Here is a 17,082-nt window from a genome sequence, read left to right on the forward strand (position 1 = left end):
CCTACACCGGCGACCAGCCGACGCTGGACACCATGCACAAGGACCTGTACCGCGCTCGCGCTGCTGCCCTGTCCATGATCCCGACCTCGACCGGCGCTGCAAAGGCTGTTGGCCTGGTGCTGCCGCACCTGAAGGGCAAGCTGGACGGCACGTCGATCCGCGTTCCAACGCCAAACGTTTCCGTTGTCGACTTCAAGTTTGTTGCCAAGCGCGACACAACGGCTGCAGAAATCAACGAAGCCATCAAGGCTGCCTCCAACGGCGCCCTGAAGGGTATCCTCGGCTACACTGAAGAGCCGCTGGTTTCGCGTGACTTCAACCACGACAGCCACTCCTCGATCTTCGCAATCGACCAGACCAAGGTTCTGGAAGGCAACTTTGTTCGCATCCTGACCTGGTACGACAACGAGTGGGGCTTCTCCAACCGTATGTCCGACACGGCTGTGGCCTTCGCAAAGACCATCTAATCAGATTTTCGTCTGATGTTGAAAACCCGGCGGGAGCAATTCTGCCGGGTTTTTCTTTGCCCGACATCAACACATCGCTCCTCACGCTTTCACAACCCCGCAAACATAAATTTATTGCAGTGCAAAAGAATTAGGATATCGCCACCAACTTTCCGTCATCCTGCCTTGCTGTGGTCCATTTTGATACGGAAAAAGAAAACAGGGATCGATTGCGCACCACGTGCTTCATGCCCTGCCCGTATAAATCGATACACCCCGCCTTGCCCTGCCTTGTCCAGCACTTCTGCTGATGACAGGCCGTCCAACCCGTGGCGCATTGACTGCTGACGTGCACGGCATGCCCTGCGAGACCGCACTAAGGAAGGATAGGGTATTGGAATCATTTTACATTCTTCTTTTGGCGGCCACCGTTCTTGTGCTTGTCGCCGCATTCTCCAGTCTCATCGCCTTCCGTTTCGGCGCCCCCCTGCTGTTCTTGTTCCTACTGATCGGACTGCTGGCAGGTTCCGATGGCCTCGGCATTCATTTTGAAAACAATCCGCTGGCCTACATGTTGGGATCGGTGGCGCTGGCCATCATCCTGTTCGATTCCGGTTTTGGCACCAATCTGCAGTCATTCAAACTATCCGCTGCACCAGCCATAACGCTGGCCTCGGTCGGTGTGGTCCTAACATCGGTATTTTTTGCCGGCGCAGCCGCCTTGCTGCTTGGCTTGTCCTGGATTGAGGGCCTGCTGCTGGGCGCCATTGTCGCCTCCACCGATGCCGCCGCCGTATTTTTCCTGCTCCGCATTGGTGGCATTCACATTCGTGATCAGGTGCGTTCCACGCTAGAAGTTGAATCCGGCACAAACGATCCGATGGCAATTTTCCTGACTCTGATGCTGGTCGAAGTCATATCCAGCGGCCGCGGCATATCAGGCCTTGATAGCGGCGTTATCATGCTGTTTATCGAGCAGATGGGCCTTGGCGTTTTGGTCGGTCTTGCCGGTGGCTACATGATTGTCACCGTCGTCAATCGTTTTGCTGTCGATCGTGGATTGGCGCCGATCTTCGTGTTGGCGCTGGCCATGCTGGTGTTTTCCTTTACCGGCACGATTGGCGGCAGCGGGTTCCTCGCCGTTTATGTCGCCGGTATCGTCGCTGGCAATCGCAAGATTTTTGCCAAACATGCCATCCGCCGTTTCCACGAAGGCATGACATGGCTGTCACAGATCATCATGTTCCTGATGCTTGGTCTGCTCGCCACGCCATCGCAATTCCCGGCCATCATCATTCCAGCCGTTCTTCTGGCCTTGTTCCTGATTTTCATTGCCCGTCCGTTGGCAGTGTGGCTAAGCCTGATGCCATTCAACTATACCCAGCAGGAAACCTCTTTCATTGCATGGGTTGGTCTTCGCGGCGCCGTGTCCATCCTGCTTGCCATCATGCCCATTCTCGGTGGCTTGGAAAACGGCCAAATATTCTTCAATGCCGCCTTTATCATCGTGCTGGTGTCGCTGATGCTGCAGGGATGGACAATCAAACCGGTCGCAACCCGGCTGGGCCTGATCGTACCGCCACGCATGGGTGAAGTGGACAAGCTGGAGGTGGATCTGCCCGGCACGGCCAATCATGAACTGATCTCCTACCGCGTCACTAAGGAAAGCCCGGTTCTGCATGGCGAGCGTATTCCGCGTTGGGCGATGCCATCCCTTGTCATTCGCGACGGAAAGTCCATCCGTTATCAATATGCCGGTCGTCTGCGCGAAAACGATCAGATCTATCTGTTCGTGGCGCCGGGCTATTCACGCCTGCTGGACCGGCTGTTTGCCAGCCGTGTTCCAGTTGCACCTGATGATGCGGACTTCTTCGGCACATTCTCCATATCGCCTTCTGGTGCCGCGCGTGACCTCGACACCACCTATGGCCCGGATCTTCTGGCGACATCAGAACAATCAATGACGATTGTCGAACTGATTGAAAGCCGCCTCGGTGGAAAGGCCGAATATGCCGACCGTATCCGTCTGGGCTCGATCGTGCTGATTGTTCGCAGTCTCGATGAAAACAACGCCATATCCAGCGTCGGCCTGTCACTCGAACCGGTCGAACCTGCCACCCATCTGCCAGTGTTCATCAATCTTAAAGAAATCATCCACCGCGTTAGAACCCACTTTGCCAGTAGAGGCGTCAAAGGCGCATAGCATATGGTCTTGCGGCACTAAAAATGACACGCAACCGCTTGCGTCCAAAAGCAGTCATAGTATGGTCCGGCGGTATTTTTTCCACAACGCATAGAGTCAGGACCGACACATGCCCGCCTTCAAGACCCTTGACGATCTGAACGACATTTCGGGAAAACGCGTTCTTGCACGCGTCGATCTCAACGTACCGGTTGCCGATGGCAAAGTAACGGATGCGACCCGCATAGAGCGCGTGGCGCCGACCATTCTCGAACTGTCTAAAAAGGGCGCAAAGGTTATCCTGCTTGCCCATTTCGGTCGCCCCAAGGGTGAGCCGGTTGCAGACATGTCGCTTGGCCTGATTGTTCCTGCCGTACAGGACGTTCTCGGCAAGCCGGTTCAGTTCGGCACCGATTGCATTGGTCATGCCGCTGCAGACGCCGTCAGCAAACTGGCCAATGGCGATATCCTGCTTCTGGAAAACACCCGTTTCCACAAGGGCGAAGAAAAGAACGACCCAGCCTTCGTAGAAGCACTGGCCAAGAACGGCGACATCTACGTCAATGATGCATTCTCTGCCGCTCACCGCGCTCACGCCTCGACAGAAGGCCTTGCTCACCACCTGCCATCCTATGCCGGCCGGACCATGCAGCAGGAGCTTGAGGCGCTTGAGAAGGGTCTCGGCAAGCCATCCCGTCCGGTTGTCGCCATTGTTGGTGGCGCCAAGGTTTCCACCAAGATTGACCTGCTGATGAACCTCGTCAAAAAGGTAGATGCACTGGTGATCGGTGGTGGCATGGCAAACACCTTCCTTGCCGCCCGTGGCACCAATGTCGGCAAATCCCTGTGCGAACATGACCTGGCAGCCACAGCCAAGCAGATCATGATTGAAGCGGCCACCGCCGGCTGCGCAATCGTTCTGCCGGAAGACGGCGTTGTTGCCCGCGAGTTCAAGGCAAATGCTGCCAATGAAACGGTCGACATCAACGCCATTCCGGAAGACGCGATGGTGCTGGATGTTGGCCCGAAGTCGGTCGAAATCATCAATGCCTGGATCTCCCGCGCCGAAACGCTGGTCTGGAACGGGCCGCTCGGCGCATTTGAAATCACGCCGTTTGATGCAGCCACTGTGGCTGCTGCCAAACACGCTGCCGAATGCACCAAATCCGGCAAGCTGGTGTCCGTTGCTGGTGGCGGCGACACCGTAGCTGCCCTCAACCACGCAGGTGCTGCTGACAACTTTACCTATGTCTCGACCGCTGGCGGTGCATTCCTCGAGTGGATGGAAGGCAAAGTTCTTCCTGGCGTTGCAGTGCTCACCAAGAACTAAAACAGCCTACCAGATGCGACATTTGCAGCCGGGCAAAATCTTTTGTCCGGCTTTTTCTTTTTGGTGTACAATGGCCCAACAACTTTCAAACGATTGAAATGATTTCAATCGTTTCAATGAGTTAGCATGCCATTTTCCTCGTCGTAAACATCTGTTATCGCCAGACTATTGTGCCTTGGGAGAATAGCAATGACCGAACGCCTTGAAGATATAGCAATTAAAATGGTTGCCGATGGCAAGGGTATCCTCGCTGCCGACGAATCCACATCCACAATCAAAAAGCGATTTGACTCCATCAATCTGGAGTCCACGGAAACCAGCCGCCGCGACTACCGCGAAATGCTGTTCCGCTCCGATGAAGCCATGAAGAAGTACATTTCTGGCGTCATCCTTTATGAAGAAACCCTCTACCAGAAAGCAGCCGACGGCACGCCTTTCGTGGACATCATCAAAGCTGCTGGCAGCATTCCAGGTATCAAGGTTGATATCGGTGCCAAGCCAATGGCCTACCACCCGCATGAATTCATCACCGAAGGCCTCGACAATCTGTATGAGCGCCTGCGCAAGTACCACGAAGCCGGCGCACGGTTTGCCAAGTGGCGCGGCGTTATCACCATTGGCGAAGCACGTCCAAGCTGGGGCTCCATCAAGGCCAACTCCCAGTCGCTTGCCCGTTATGCAGCGCTCTGCCAGCAGGCCGACATCGTTCCGATCGTCGAGCCAGAAGTGCTGATGGACGGCGAGCCTGGCACCCACGATATAGATCGTTGCGCAGAAGTAACCCAGTGGGTTCTGCAGACCGTGTTTGCCGACCTGTTCGACGCCCGCGTCAACCTCGAAGGCATGATCCTCAAGCCGAACATGATTATCGACGGCAAGAAGGCACGCAAGGCAGGCATTGAAGAAGTTGCAGAAAAGACCGTCAAGGTTCTGAAAGCTACTGTACCATCGCTGGTACCGGGCATTGCCTTCCTCTCCGGTGGCCAGTCTTCGGAAGAAGCAACGGCGCACCTCTCTGCCATGAACTCCGGCTACGATCTGCCTTGGGGCCTGACCTATTCCTATGGTCGCGCCTTGCAGGATACCGCGCTCAAGACATGGAATGGCAAGTCCGAAAACGTTGCTGCTGGCCAGCGCGCTTTCACACACCGCGCCGAAATGAACAGCCTTGCAGCCAAGGGCACCTGGAAGCAGGAACTGGAAAAGGCTGCCTGATCAAAGGCACAATCCAAACCATCAAAGCCGCCCTCCGGGCGGCTTTTTTGTTGTGCGCCGCATAGCGCCGTCTAATTTGAAAAACGGCATGCTAATACCGAAACTCAGACTTTAAACCTTCATCATGGTCGCAGTACCAGAACCAGCGACCAGATGACAAAGGCCGCAACTGCAATTTTCCAGCAGTCACTGCGCTTTTTCAGGCCCGGATAGCCCAAGGGCCGGATGACCTGCACTGCCATCGCCAAAAGCAAAAAAAGACCTATGGCTTTTGTCATCGCATAAACCTTTACTCTTTATCCATATGTCCCGTCACAGGGTGGACATCTTTGACGTGCAGCAGGGAACGTGCAGTATCAGCCAGCATTTACCCTTCATCACTGACAAACGCGATAACGACGAGCGGAAAAAATGAGAGTGTTGCTATGAGCAGAAATCTTCTACCCGTATTCGCACTTTTATCCAGCACCCTGTTTTTGTTTTTAGGCAACGGCCTGCAAGGCCTCATTCTTCCACTGCGTGGCGCGGAAGAAGGCTACTCCAATGAAATCCTCGGCTTTTTAGGTACATCTTGGGCCGCGGGTTTTGTGATCGGCTGTTTTATCGCGCCCAATATCGTGCGCCGTGTTGGCCATGTCAGAGCCTTCGATACTTTTCTGGCGCTGATCTGCCTCACCGTTCTCACAACGGGCCTGATCATCGACGACGTATGGTGGATTATCCTGCGTGCCATTACCGGTTTCTGCACGGCTGGCACCTCGATGATCATCGAAAGCTGGCTCAACGAACGGGCCACCAACGAAAGCCGTGGCACGATCTTCTCGCTTTATATTGCCATTACCTTGTTCGGCGTCGTTGGCGGGCAATTGCTGGTGCCGATTGGTGATATATCCAACACTTCCCTGTTCATGATCTGCGGCGTCATCTATTGCATCTCCATTCTGCCCGCGACCCTTTCCAAGGCGGAGAGCCCCAAGCCTTTGCAGACAGTGAAACTGGATCTGCCAGCGCTCTATAGAAATTCACCGGTCTCCTGCGTCGGCATCTTGATGATCGGCATTGCCAATGGCGCCTATGGTACGCTGGGTGCTGTCTTTGCATCGCGCGCCGGACTGGACCCGACCAACATCGCCATTATGGTCAGTGTCACCATTTTTGCAGGTGCGATTGCCCAGTTTCCTGCCGGACGCCTCTCTGACAGGATCGACCGCCGTTACGTGCTGGCTGGGCTTTCCGCGCTGGCGGCCTTCGCCGGTCTTGCCGTCGCGCTGTTCCAGCCATCCAACGTCTATGTGCTGATTGGCATGATCGCGCTTTATGGTGCCGCTGCCAACGCGCTTTACCCAATTGCCGTTGCCCATGCCAACGACTACGCCTCGCCGGAAGACTTCGTCAAAGTATCCGGTGGCCTCCTGCTGCTTTTTGGCATTGGAACGATTATCGGGCCGACCCTCGGTGGCCCGATCATGACTGCGGCCGGTCCCTATGAGCTGTTTCTGGTGACCGCCGTTTCCCATCTGCTGATTACCGCTTACGCGATCTTCAGAAGCAAGAAGCGCGCAGCCCTCACGACAGAGGAAAAGGACAACTTTGCAACCATGCCAGCTGTCACCTCGGCTTTGGCGACACCGGAAAGTGCTGTTCTTGACCCACGTGCTGCACAATCTCAGGATGATGACATCGATAAAGGAGCCGGAATATGAGCATATCGGATGATGAGCGCCCCAAGAAAGCCGCAGCCCACGAGCTCGGTTGCGATCTCAGCCTTCTCTCCGTGGATGAACTGAGTTACCGCGTGCAGTTGCTACAGGACGAAATTGCCCGCCTGGAAGAAGAGAAAAAGAAAAAGTCAGCAGGACGGCTTGCTGCCGAGAACCTCTTCCGGTCGTGACTATGGAGAAAAAACGGTAAACGTTGCTTTTCGGATCAGTCATTCGTTTACCATTAAGACTTTATAAACCTATTTGAGAGATAACTATACCTATCCAGAGCTTCTGGATTTCAGGCAGCTTCTCCAACTGGCGAATTGGTCTGATTTTTCTCCCTGTTTTACCTTGAGAGCCGCTTTTGCGGCTCTTTTTTTATGGCCCGCTTTGGCCATCAAAACTGTGGGTATTAACCCTTCTTTAATAATCAACTTGCGCATTTGAGTTATTGGTATCATCCTCAAAAGCAGAAAAAAGGGAACCGGATTGAGATTTTCGGATTCTCTTACCTGACAAAAGTGATGCGTGAGCAGGGATATTAAGAAATGTCAGAACAGGTTTTGAATACTATCAGCTTTGCGGGGCATGCCGCAGCATCCAACCAGTTCAAAACGCTTTACGCCGAGGGAATGACGCTGGTTGAGGAAACAGCGTCCTATCTCGATGGCGCCGGGCGCGCAGCATCCAAGGTTCTGCCGCGCATGGCATCCGTGCTCTACGCAGCAGAATCGATGCGCCTGACGACCCGCCTGATGCAGATGGCGTCCTGGCTTCTTCTGCAGCGCGCCGTCAACAATGGCGAAATGAGCCGCGACCAGGTTCTCAACGAAAAGAGCAAGGTTCGCCTCGACAGCTTCAACGTTGACCGCAATGCTCCCGGCTGGAACGACCTGCCAGAATCTTTCCGTGATCTCGTTGAGCGCTCGCTGCGCCTGCAGAACCGCGTTGCCCTGCTCGACCGCGAAATTTACCGTCCAGCAGAAGCTGCGAAGGTGCCGGACAACGAAAACAGCGTTCAGGCCCAGCTCAATCTGTTGCGCACGGCATTCGTGAACAACTGATCTACGTAAAAAAGCGCATATCCCTAAGAAAGCAGGCTTCATGCCTGCTTTTTTCATGCCTGATCATGACGGACAAAAGATGCGGCGCGATCTGCACAAACAATCAGTGGTACTTGTACTGCAAAAACAAAAAGCCCCCGAACGATGTTCGAGGGCTTTTTGTTTGTATCAATCCAAACGGATCAGAGGCCGAGGCCACCAAAACGCTTGTTGAACTTGGAAACGCGGCCAGCACGGTCAACGAGCTGCTGGTTACCACCGGTCCATGCCGGATGGGACTTAGGGTCGATTTCGAGGTTCATGACCGCGCCTTCGCTGCCCCAAGTGGAACGTGTTTCGTATTCGGTGCCATCAGTCATGACCACTTTGATCACGTGATAGTCGGGATGGATTTCAGCCTTCATGACAATCTTCCTGCTGTGTGACTGCGGTCCATTTGCCGCAATTGCGTCAACGGAGCCAATTCAATAAATGGAACCGCAGCACATTTATTCCACGGCTTCCCAATTCGATGCCGTGCCTATACATGAAGGTCGTCCAGATAACAAGTGCCTGGCGATCTATCGCGAAGTGGTGAAAGTGCCAAAAAAACGGCCTGTCTGCAAAAAGCAAACACGGACGGCGGTTGTGAGGCAAAACAGGTAGCAGGAGTGGTTACGTGGAAGCGACGCAAGAACAGAAATCAGCACGACGCAAGGGTCTGAAACCACTTGCCAGCCTGCTGCCTTACATGAAGCGTTATCGCGGCATGGTCGCAGCCGCCCTGTTCGCCCTTGTGCTTTCCGCCTTGACCACATTGGCGCTGCCACTTGCCGTACGTCGCATCATGGACCACGGTTTCGAGAATGCCGATGGTGCGATGATCAACAACTATTTTGGCATGCTCTTCGGTCTGGCCATCGTTCTCGCTATCGCCAGCGCCCTGCGCTATTATTACGTCAGCGCAATTGGGGAGCGTGTTGTTGCCGATGTCCGCAAGGATGTCTTTAATCATCTGACCACCCTGTCGCCTGCATTTTTTGACGTCAATCATTCCGGTGAACTCACCTCACGCCTGACTGCCGACACTACATTGATCAAATCCGCCTTCGGTTCGGCCGCCTCCCAGGCGTTGCGCAACACCCTGCTCTGTTTAGGCGGCGTTGCCATGATGGTCTATACCAGCCCAGGTCTTTCCGGCCTGGCACTCTGCGCCATCCCGCTGATCGTATTTCCGCTGATCGCTTTTGGACGTTCAGTGCGCAAGCGCTCACGCGCCACGCAGGACACGCTTGCCGCCTCTTCCGCCTTTGCAACGGAAACCATTGGCGCTGCCCGCACCGTTCAGGCCTTTAATGCCGAATCGGTTGCAACGACAAAATACGGTACTGCCGTTGAAAGTGCCTTTCGTGACGCCCGCTCCTCGATCAGCGCACGCTCAGGCCTGACCGGATTTGCCATTGCGATGGTATTTGGCAGTGTTGTCGGCATTCTCTGGTACGGTGCCCACAGTGTTCTCAACGGAACCATGTCTGCCGGCACGCTCGGACAATTCGTGCTTTATTCGGTGATTGCGGCAAGCGCACTTGGCCAATTGTCCGAAGTCTGGGGTGAATTGTCGCAAGCAGGTGGTGCTGCAGAACGCCTGTCTGAACTGATGCAGGAAGTGCCAGCCGTTCGTGCACCACAAACCGCAACGGTCATGCCAACACCTGCCCGGGGTGAAGCCGCATTTGAAAATGTCAGCTTCGGTTATGGCACCAAGGAAATTTTGCGCAACCTTTCATTCCACGTCGCACCAGGTGAAACGGTTGCGATCGTCGGTCCATCAGGTGCGGGCAAAAGCACAATCTTCTCGCTGCTTTTGCGTTTCTATGATCCGGCATTTGGACGCATCACGATTGACGGCACGGATCTTCGTGCAACGTCACCACAGGACCTGCGTGCGCGCATTGCCATCGTCCCGCAGGACGTCACGATCTTCACCACATCCATTCACGACAATATTGCATTCGGTGCGCCGGGTGCCAGCCGCGAGCAGGTGCGTGCCGCCGCCGTCGCTGCACAGGCCGATGATTTCATCTCCAAGCTTGAAAACGGTTATGACACGCAACTCGGAGAACGTGGTGTAACCCTCTCAGGCGGCCAGAGACAGCGTATAGCCATTGCCCGCGCCATTCTGCGCAATGCCCCTATCCTGCTTCTGGACGAGGCCACCTCGGCGCTTGACGCAGAAAGCGAAACCCTGGTGCAGAAAGCACTCGACGGTTTGATGCGCCAGCGCACGACGATTGTCATCGCGCACCGCCTTTCCACAGTGTTGAAAGCAGATCGTATTCTGGTTCTGGATGATGGAAAGCTGGTCGAGGAAGGCACGCACCAGAGTCTGATCGCCCATGGCGGCCTTTATGCCAAACTTGCACGGCTGCAGTTCCAGACCAGCGAAGTCAGCCATATCGGGGTGGCAGAGTAATTCTCTGCCACAACTCCTTTATCTCTCGGTAAGTTTCAGTTCGATGCGCCGGTTCTGCGAACGGGCTTGCGGCGTATCGCCTTCGGCAATCGGCTGATATTCTCCAAAACCGGCAGCAACCAGACGGTTGGCCGGTACCCCCTTCGAAATCAGGAACTTCACCACTGAAGTCGCACGGGCTGACGAAAGCTCCCAGTTATCAACGAAGCGACCGGTTCCGGCCAGCGGGACATTATCCGTGTGGCCGTCAACCCGCAGCACCCAGTTGATTTCGGCTGGGATTTCCTTGGCAAGGTCAATCAATGCCAGAGCGAGTTTTTCCATTTCCGCCTGACCAGCCGGGTTCAGATCGTTGCCACCGGAGGGGAACAGAACTTCCGATTGGAACACGAAACGGTCACCGACAATGCGAATGTTTTCGCGATCCGACAGGATCTCACGCAACCGTCCAAAAAAGTCGGAGCGATAGCGGTTCAATTCCTGAACGCGCTGTGCCAGTGCTACATTGAGGCGCCGACCGAGATCGGCAATCCTGACCTGAGACGATGCGTCCTTCGCCTCAGACGCCTGCAGGGCGGTCTCAACAGCGGCAATCTGCGCTCTTAGCGCTGCGATCTGTTGGTTCAGCAATTCGATCTGGCTGGCTGCCCGCGCACTGACCTGCCTTTCCGCATCCAGTTCACCGGTCAGCGTTCCGATGCGGGAATTGGCAGCGGAACTGCTGCCTGTGCCCGCATCCAGCAGCGCCTGCAATCTCGACCGTTCCTGCTCGGACACGGCGAGGGTGGATTGCAGATTGGCCAACGTATCCTCGATATCCTGCTTGTTGCCCTTTTCAAGCGCCAGCAGTTCGGTCAACTCCGAAATCTGGCTGTTAAGGCGGTTCAGAACCTCATCACGGCCAGTGATTTCACGCGACAGCACAAATTGAGCCAACACAAACACGGTGAGCAGGAACATGATGGCCAGAAGCAGCGTGGATAGCGCATCCACAAAGCCAGGCCAATAGTCCACTCCCCGCTCACGACGACGGTTGCGTGCAAGAGCCATATTTACTTGCTCCTGCTGTCGTTTGGCGCGTCAGCAGGCGGGAGCGTATTGAGGTCGGCATTGATCCGCGCAGCAAGCCTGTCGAGCGTGCGCCGCAGAGCCTTCGCCTCATCCTGCTGCGCTTCCATCCAGTCACGTAGCATCTGCTGTTCGCTGCGCATGGTTTTCACCAATCCCTGCACGCCTTCGGCCAAGTTGGAAAGTGCGCTGAGCGAACGCTCCCCCCCAACATTGTCGTTCTGCGATGCCTGCGAAAGATACTGGGCAATTTGCAGCAACTCCTTCTTCATTTGCGCAGGAGACGATGCTGGTGCCTCTGAACCGGTATCGGTCACGGTCGAAAGCCAATTTTCAAGGTTGGTATAAAAACGGTTCTGCGCCCTGCCCGCCTGCAGGTCGAGAAAACCGAGGATCAGCGAACCGGAAAGACCAAGTAGCGAGGACGAAAACGCCGTGCCCATGCCGGACAATGGTGCTGTCAAACCCGATTTCAGCGATGACAGGATGTCATTGGCATCACCGGCATTTGGGTCCAGTGACTGAATGACGTTGCTGATCGATCCGATCGTACCGATCAAACCCCAGAAGGTTCCAAGCAGACCGAGAAACACCAGAAGGCCTATGAGGTAACGCGATGTGTCGCGCGTTTCATCGAGTCGGGTTGCAATAGAATCGAGAATGGAGCGCTGGATAACCGGTGATAGCGTAATGTCACCCTTGCGCCCGATCAACGCATGCATCGGCGCCAAAAGCTTCGGAATACGTCCAGCCTTGTCAACGCTGCCCGTTGCCTGAAAGGCATTGAACCAGCGAACCTCCGGACGCAGGCTCAATATCTGGGTGAACACCAGAATGATACCAATCAGCAGCACGCCAAGAATAAAGCCATTGAGACCAGGATTGGTCATAAAGGCCTGATGGGCCTGCCGATATAGGATGGCAGTCAGGAACCCGACGATGATGAGGAAGATGAACATCGTCCAGAGAAATGGCGTTGGGCTGGATAACCTGTAACCATGACCGCGCTTTACCGGCCTCTCGACCCCCATATCGAGCATTTCAGTATTCGCCATAATACCCATTCCCTTTGGCTTCAGTGTTGGCGAAGCTAGTGGAAAATTGCGACGAATTGAAGTGGAAAGCAGCAAAAGCCCGGGACGGGCAAAACGGAATGTGGCAGCCAGATGAAAATGCCCGCAAACGGCTTCGAGGCTGTTTACGGGCATCTGGCAATATTTATGCCTTGGAAGTCTTACTTCGACGGAACCGGACGGTTGACGACCTCAACGAGCGCCTTGTGGATATATTCGTTGCCTGCAACCACACTATTGGTTGCAAACATCTCCTGGCCACCCTTCATGTCACTGACAAAACCGCCAGCTTCACGAATCAGGACAATACCTGCAGCAATATCCCACGGAGATAGATTGGCTTCCCAGAAACCATCGACGCGACCTGCCGCAACATAGGCAAGGTCAAGTGCGGCAGCACCCATGCGGCGAATACCGGAAACTTCACCCATTACGTGACGAAGCTCCACCAGGAACTTGCCGTGATTGCCACGACCGAGATGCGGAACGCCACAAGCGATAACGCAATCTGGCAGGGTCTTTCTGGCGGCAACACGAATGCGGCGATCATTGAGGAATGCACCGCCACCGCGCTCGGCTGTAAACAGTTCATCCGTTGCAGGATTGAAGATCACGCCGGCAACGATTTCACCATTGCGTTCCAGTGCGATGGAAACGGCAAACTGTGGAATGCCATGCAGGAAGTTGGTCGTGCCATCCAGCGGATCAACGATCCAACGGTGCGCACCATCCGTTCCCTTTTCCTCGCCACCTTCTTCACCGAGGAAGTCGTAGGTCGGACGCGCCTTCATCAGTTCTTCACGAACGATCTTTTCGGCCTTCAAGTCGGCCTGCGACACAAAATCACCAGGTCCTTTGACAGAAACCTGCAGGTTCTGCACCTCACCGAAATCGCGCGACAGCGATTTACCCGCCTTGAGAGCGGCCTGAACCATGACATTAAGAAGGGCAGAACGGGCCATTACAATTTCCCTGAAAGCCGAGCCGAACCTAGCCACATGAAGGGCTGGAGCAGACGGTTACGAACGCTGATTGAAAGATTTTGGGGTTCAAGACCACAAAACGACCGAAAATTCAAGGGTAAAGGCAACAAAGGCCGACAGATCAATTGCGACGGAACTTGTTTGCCGCGTCAATCGCCTGTTTTTGCTGCTCATCTGTCAGACCCAGATAAAAGTCCTCCAGCGCCAGATCCTTCATACCGGCACGCCTTGAAAGCACATACCACTTGGCAGCCTCGACCGGATCAGGTCGTGTGCCAAGTGCCTGAATATAAAGGTGTGACAGCTTGTTCTGAGCTGCGACGTTGCCTTTCAGCGCCGCACGCTGCATCCAGTTGAAACCCTCATTATAATCACGCGGCCCGCCAACACCGTTCACCAGCCACACACCCATATCGAGCTGGGCCGTATCAAAACCGGCTTTTGCCGCACGTTGAAGCCAGTCACGCGCCTTCGCCTTTTTCTCAGGCGCGATATCGCTGACCTGAGAATAAATCTGCGCAACAGCATATTGCGCATCGGCAACACCCTGCTCGGCAGATTTTTCATAATAGGGCATTGCCTCGCTCAGCCCCTTGGAGCCAGGATTTTCCGAAACGAGGATCTGCGCCCAGTTGAACTGCGCCGATGCGTTACCCGCATCCGCCGCCTTTTTCATGAATTCATCAGCCTTGGCTTTGTCGCGGGTGACGTTTTTGCCTTCCATCAACAACAAGGCGTATTGGAACATCGCGGCAGGATCACCGCCATTGGCTGCCTGACCGTACCAGAACGCAGCGGTTTTGGCATCGCTTGCAATACCAAGACCACGCGACATCATTTCGGCAACCAGTGTCTGGGCAGCGGCATCACCATTTTGCGCCCGCGTCAGTGCCTTGTCGAGCGCGGTGACATATTCCCCGCGCTGAAACGCGCCATAGGCCTCATCGATCTTGCCGGTGAATTCCTTCTCCGGTGGCAATGGCGGCAAATCAGCTCCCATACGGTCAAACAGGGTCACGCCCTGCGATGGCTGTATGCCATCGGTCTCCGGCGCATCCACACGGCCCTTGCGGATGACTTCGGCTTGCTTTTCCAGCGGTCGCGACACAGCATCCGGTGCGGACTGGGAAAACGCCTCACCACCACCCGCGAGCAACAGGGTCGATGCAACTATGCCGGTCACAAACCGATATGAGAACTTTCGATACATGCCGCCTATCAATCTTCAAACCGTGGCGCTTTTTCGTCAAGCAAGGCATTGATTTCGGCAACCGCTTGCGCAGGACCCGCCGAATGTTCGAAAACAGCACGGCTCATGGCAACAAACTCGGCGCCGGTTTCTGCAACAGCAAGCGCCGAGGCCGTATCGTTGCCACCCATGACCATGCACGGAATTTCAATCATTGATGCCCACCACTCTGCAAGCGCAAGGTTTTTGGGGTGGGCTTCCGGCTTGATATCACCGTCAAACTTGCCAAAGAAAATATAGTCCGGTCCCGGCTCACCGATTTCCAACGCCTTGTGGCGGTCGTCAGCATTGCCACCGCCAATGATCAGCTTCGGCGTGAATTTTTCAACCGCTTCTGCCATCTCAGCAACCGGCCCGTTGATATGCAGACCGTCTGCCTTGGCACGGCCGGCAATCCGGCTGTCTCCGGCAATCAACGCGGCAGCACCAGCTTCCTGGATAAGCGGAACAAGCGTCTCGGCAAATTTCTGGAACGCGCCTTCGGGCTGGCCGTATTGTGGCACGATCACCGACGCCACGTCACCACCGCGCAGTGCATCGGCCAGCGCCTTTTTCTGCAGTTCGGCATCTGTGTTGTCGCTAAGGATCAGAACAAGGCGGCAGCGGTCGTCATGTACACTCATAAGGTCATCCATTCCGGAAACGTGCAGCCGTTAAAATCCGCACTCGTTTTTATTTCCTAAATCCGATAAACCGGACACAAATCAGGATCAACCCACCCTATTCATCATGCTTGATATGTATTTCTTCTCCGCAGCGATTCCCGCCGTCACTCTGGTCGGATTATCCAAGGGCGGATTGGGCGGAGCTTTGGCGTTGATGGGTGTGCCGCTGATGGCACTTGTCATGCCACCAGTACAGGCCGCAGCGATTTTCCTGCCTATCCTGATTGTCATGGACATGGTCGCCCTGTGGTCCTGGCGACATTTCAATCACCGCGAAACATTGCTGCTCCTTCTGCCCGGCGCAGTTCTTGGCATCGCATTCGGCTGGGCAACGGCAGCAATCATCCCACCCAATGCACTGCGGTTGGTCATTGCCATCATCACCATGTTGTTTGTGTTGCGTTATTTCTACGAGACGTGGAAGACCAAGCCCGGTCACGTTATCCCTCCTGGCCCGCAAAACCGCATCAAGGCGTCATTCTGGGGGTCATTGTCTGGATATGCCAGCTTCGTGGCCCATGCGGGTGGCCCGCCATTCCAGATCTATGTTCTGCCCCTGAAATTGGATCCGAAAGTGTATACGGGCATGAGTGTGCGATTTTTCGCCATCATGAATGCCATCAAGCTGATACCGTATTTCGCGCTTGGCGGCCTCGACACCACCAACCTGACGGCATCTGCAAGCCTGTTGCCGGTGGCACTCATTTCAACATTGGCGGGCGCCAAGATTGTCAAATATCTGAAACCAAACATCTTCTACCCGCTGATGTACGGCATGGCATTTTTTGCGGCGTTGAAGCTTCTGTGGGACATACTGCCCATATGAACAGGGAAGGCGAAACGACGTCCTCAGCTCCGCTGTCCTGCCAGTTTTTCGGATAAATCCTGTAACTCTTTCTGGGCATCACGGTTGGCGGGATAAATTTCGAGATAACGCTCCCAAGCCTTTACCGCCAACTCGTCACGGCCAGACGATTCGAGAATTGTCGCCATGCTGGCCAGCGCCAAAAAATGACGCGGCTCGTCTTTCAGCACGAGATTGATGTCTGACATTGCCTTGCGGGTATCACCATCCGCGAGGTGAAGTTGCGCGCGGGCAAACACAGCCTCAAAAAAATCAGGATCGAGAAGAATCGCCTGATCTAGAAAATCATAGGCTGCAGAATTACGCTTGTCTTCCACTGCTTCAGCAGCCCATTGCGTGAGAAGATTAACGGTAGGACTGCCAGAATCAGCCCATTCCGCAACAATCTGCGCAGCAATGCTTTTGCCCTTGTCGGCACGCCGTTCCTTTTTCAATCCATCGAAAAGAGAATCGACTGTCTGAGTCGCATTGTCCGGTTGCGGCGCTGTCACCGCAGAAGCAGGCTCCTGTGCATGAGGCACGGAAGCAAAAGCAGTCATGAAAACCGCGGGAAGTACAAACAGACTGTAAAAACGAAATCGGCGCATTGGGATATCGTAATCCCGGCGCGCCGAATATCAAATCATAATTTATGCAGTATCAACAATGTGAACCGCCCAATCGAAAAAGGGCGGAACAACCTTGCTACAATCAGCCCTGACGAGCCTTGAAGCGTGGGTTCTGCTTGTTGATGATGTATACACGGCCCTTGCGGCGAACCAGGCGGTTATCGCGATGACGGGCCTTA

18 protein-coding genes are annotated in these 17,082 nt (G+C 54.8%); 9 read left to right on the top strand and 9 right to left on the bottom strand.

Annotated elements, in window-relative coordinates; translation table 11 throughout:
- The 4 genes from RT613_RS22365 to RT613_RS22380 all read left to right on the top strand — a co-directional run.
- Positions 1–467: type I glyceraldehyde-3-phosphate dehydrogenase (locus RT613_RS22365; RefSeq protein ID WP_409558882.1), on the top strand; the 467-nt coding region annotated here is incomplete at its 5' end.
- Between the two features lie 337 nt (positions 468–804).
- Positions 805–2,649 carry a potassium/proton antiporter gene (locus RT613_RS22370; protein WP_313618587.1) on the top strand — a complete coding sequence of 615 codons (1,845 nt, stop codon included), beginning with the start codon at positions 805–807 and terminating at the stop codon, positions 2,647–2,649.
- Between the two features lie 109 nt (positions 2,650–2,758).
- Entirely contained in the window at positions 2,759–3,958 is a 1,200-nt protein-coding gene (locus RT613_RS22375; RefSeq protein ID WP_313618575.1) for a phosphoglycerate kinase, read from the top strand.
- A gap of 189 nt (positions 3,959–4,147) precedes the next feature.
- Positions 4,148–5,173: a class I fructose-bisphosphate aldolase gene (locus RT613_RS22380; RefSeq protein WP_313618576.1), complete on the top strand. Its 1,026-nt coding sequence runs from the start codon at positions 4,148–4,150 to the stop codon at positions 5,171–5,173.
- Between the two features lie 122 nt (positions 5,174–5,295).
- Here RT613_RS22380 and RT613_RS22385 read toward each other — a convergent pair whose 3' ends face one another.
- The gene (locus RT613_RS22385; RefSeq protein ID WP_313618577.1) at positions 5,296–5,451 is read right to left on the bottom strand and encodes a hypothetical protein; all 156 of its coding nucleotides are present in this window, start codon (positions 5,449–5,451) and stop codon (positions 5,296–5,298) included.
- A gap of 147 nt (positions 5,452–5,598) precedes the next feature.
- On the opposite strand from RT613_RS22385, the gene RT613_RS22390 reads away from it, so the two are divergent.
- The 3 genes from RT613_RS22390 to RT613_RS22400 all read left to right on the top strand — a co-directional run bounded on the left by RT613_RS22390 (position 5,599) and on the right by RT613_RS22400 (position 7,940).
- Entirely contained in the window at positions 5,599–6,876 is a 1,278-nt protein-coding gene (locus tag RT613_RS22390) for an MFS transporter (RefSeq protein WP_313618578.1), read from the top strand.
- Positions 6,873–7,064: a DUF1192 domain-containing protein gene (locus RT613_RS22395; RefSeq protein ID WP_313618579.1), complete on the top strand. Its 192-nt coding sequence runs from the start codon at positions 6,873–6,875 to the stop codon at positions 7,062–7,064. The genes RT613_RS22390 and RT613_RS22395 overlap by 4 nt, the downstream gene beginning before the upstream one ends.
- A 360-nt stretch (positions 7,065–7,424) precedes the next feature.
- A complete protein-coding gene (locus tag RT613_RS22400) occupies positions 7,425–7,940 on the top strand; it encodes a DUF1465 family protein (RefSeq protein WP_250982200.1) in 516 nt (171 codons plus the stop codon).
- A gap of 182 nt (positions 7,941–8,122) precedes the next feature.
- Here the strand turns inward: RT613_RS22400 and rpmE are convergent, their stop codons facing one another.
- Positions 8,123–8,344, bottom strand: coding sequence for a 50S ribosomal protein L31 (gene rpmE, locus RT613_RS22405; RefSeq protein ID WP_192488120.1), 222 nt, complete (start codon positions 8,342–8,344; stop codon positions 8,123–8,125).
- A 254-nt stretch (positions 8,345–8,598) separates the two neighbouring features.
- Here rpmE and RT613_RS22410 point away from each other — a divergent pair, with 254 nt between their 5' ends.
- A complete protein-coding gene (locus tag RT613_RS22410) occupies positions 8,599–10,392 on the top strand; it encodes an ABC transporter transmembrane domain-containing protein (RefSeq protein WP_313618580.1) in 1,794 nt (597 codons plus the stop codon).
- A gap of 18 nt (positions 10,393–10,410) precedes the next feature.
- Here RT613_RS22410 and RT613_RS22415 read toward each other — a convergent pair whose 3' ends face one another.
- The 5 genes from RT613_RS22415 to RT613_RS22435 form a co-directional block, all read right to left on the bottom strand.
- On the bottom strand, positions 10,411–11,442 hold the full coding sequence (locus RT613_RS22415) for a peptidoglycan -binding protein (protein ID WP_313618581.1): 1,032 nt from the start codon (positions 11,440–11,442) through the stop codon (positions 10,411–10,413).
- A 2-nt stretch (positions 11,443–11,444) separates the two neighbouring features.
- Complete coding sequence (locus tag RT613_RS22420) at positions 11,445–12,515, bottom strand: flagellar motor protein MotA (protein WP_313618582.1); 1,071 nt, start codon at positions 12,513–12,515, stop codon at positions 11,445–11,447.
- Between the two features lie 179 nt (positions 12,516–12,694).
- Positions 12,695–13,495: an inositol monophosphatase family protein gene (locus RT613_RS22425; protein ID WP_313618583.1), complete on the bottom strand. Its 801-nt coding sequence runs from the start codon at positions 13,493–13,495 to the stop codon at positions 12,695–12,697.
- A 142-nt stretch (positions 13,496–13,637) separates the two neighbouring features.
- Positions 13,638–14,726: a tetratricopeptide repeat protein gene (locus RT613_RS22430; RefSeq protein WP_313618584.1), complete on the bottom strand. Its 1,089-nt coding sequence runs from the start codon at positions 14,724–14,726 to the stop codon at positions 13,638–13,640.
- An 8-nt stretch (positions 14,727–14,734) separates the two neighbouring features.
- The gene (locus tag RT613_RS22435; RefSeq protein WP_313618585.1) at positions 14,735–15,388 is read right to left on the bottom strand and encodes a thiamine phosphate synthase; all 654 of its coding nucleotides are present in this window, start codon (positions 15,386–15,388) and stop codon (positions 14,735–14,737) included.
- 106 nt (positions 15,389–15,494) lie between these two features.
- Here RT613_RS22435 and RT613_RS22440 point away from each other — a divergent pair, with 106 nt between their 5' ends.
- Entirely contained in the window at positions 15,495–16,256 is a 762-nt protein-coding gene (locus RT613_RS22440) for a sulfite exporter TauE/SafE family protein (protein ID WP_409558883.1), read from the top strand.
- Between the two features lie 23 nt (positions 16,257–16,279).
- On the opposite strand, the gene RT613_RS22445 is transcribed toward RT613_RS22440, so the two are convergent.
- Complete coding sequence (locus RT613_RS22445) at positions 16,280–16,834, bottom strand: hypothetical protein (protein WP_409558884.1); 555 nt, start codon at positions 16,832–16,834, stop codon at positions 16,280–16,282.
- Positions 16,835–16,985: 151 nt separating this feature from the next.
- Positions 16,986–17,082: ribosomal protein bL36 (locus RT613_RS22450; RefSeq protein ID WP_313618589.1), on the bottom strand; the 97-nt coding region annotated here is incomplete at its 5' end.

Source organism: Agrobacterium sp., from assembly GCF_032092815.1.
GTDB lineage: Bacteria > Pseudomonadota > Alphaproteobacteria > Rhizobiales > Rhizobiaceae > Agrobacterium.